We start from the raw sequence: 1,348 nt of genomic DNA, 5'->3' as shown, positions 1-1,348 counted from the left end.
ACGCCGTTGGCGATCCAGTGGCCGTCCGGGGTGGTGGAGTCGCGGCCATCGAAGCGGACGTCGATGCCCGCAGGTGGATGTGGGTGAGATTGGTGGTCATGGCTGGTCCTTTCCGATGAGGGTGGGCCACCAGTGTGGCGGCGCGCGGCCCTGCGCGCGGCGCGCGCCGGGCTCGACTCGGGGGTCAACCAGCCGATGAAGGCGCTGGTCCCCGCGCGGACGGAGATCGTGGAGCTGTCCGCGGCGATGCAGGCCGGCATCGCCGACTGCGACACCCCCGACCAGCTCCGCCGGGCCAGGGCGCAGGCGGGAGAACCGCTGTCGCTCGACCACGCCCGGGCCGCGCTGCGCGCCGACCTCACACCGCTGCCGGTCCGCACCACCGACCTGCGGGACGCGCGCGGCGCGGCGCTGGCCGAACCATTGACCGCCGTCGAGGCGCTGCCGCGTTTCGACGTCTCGGCCATGGACGGTTACGCGGTGAGCGGCGACGGCCCGTGGCAGCTGCGCCGCGACATCGGCTTCGCGGGCGGACAGCGTCCCGAGGGACTGCTGCCCGGCGAGGCGGTGCGGATCGCGACCGGCGCGCACGTGCCCGAGGGCGCGACCCTGGTGTTGCGCGACGAGTTCGCCGAGACCACCGCCGAGCGCGTGCTGCGCCGCCTGCCCGGCACCCCGGTCCGCGAGGACATCCGCCGCCGCGGCGAGGACCGCCACCCCGGCGACGTGGTGGCCGCGGCGGGCACACCGGTGACCGCGGCGCTGATCTCCGCCGCGGCCAGCGTCGAGGTGACGGCCGCGCCGGTGCGCGGTCCGGTGCTGGCGCGAGTGGTGATGACCGGCGGCGAGATCCGCAGCGAGGGCCCGTTGCGAGCCGGCCAGACCCGCGACTCGATCGGCCCGGTCCTGCCCGACCTGCTCGCCGGGTGCGGGGTGGTCACCGTCGATCGGGTGCACCTGCGCGACACCCCGAACGGCTTCGACGAGGTGCTCGCGGCCGCCACCGACTGCGATCTGCTGGTGGTCGTCGGCGCGACCGGCGGCGGTGCGGCCGACCAGTTGCGCGCCGCGCTCGACCGGGCCTCGGCCGCCGTCGTGGTGCCCCGGCTGCGGCTTCGCCCGGGCGGCTCCACCGTGATCGCCGAACTGCCCTCCGGCGCCACGGTTCTCGGCCTGCCCGGCAATCCGTTCGCCGCGGTCGCCACCGCGCTGGCGCTCACCCCCGCCATCGTCGACGGCCGCACCGGCGCGATCCCGGCCCGCCCGGTCCGCCTCCCGCTGCGCAACGCCGCCGAGATCACCGGACCGGTGCCCCGGATCGTCCCGGCCCGCCACGACGACGGCGGCC

1 protein-coding gene is annotated in these 1,348 nt (G+C 76.7%); it reads left to right on the top strand.

Translation table 11 applies throughout. From position 1 onward, the window contains the following. Positions 1 to 132 precede the first annotated feature (132 nt). The coding region (locus tag QH283_RS17715; protein ID WP_280504101.1) for a molybdopterin-binding protein at positions 133 to 1,348 on the top strand (1,216 nt) is incomplete at its 3' end.

The organism is Nocardia farcinica, assembly GCF_029867845.1.
Lineage (GTDB): Bacteria > Actinomycetota > Actinomycetes > Mycobacteriales > Mycobacteriaceae > Nocardia > Nocardia farcinica_A.
The sequence above is the reverse complement of the archived record's forward strand: the minus strand, read 5'-3'. Positions and strand labels throughout refer to the sequence as shown.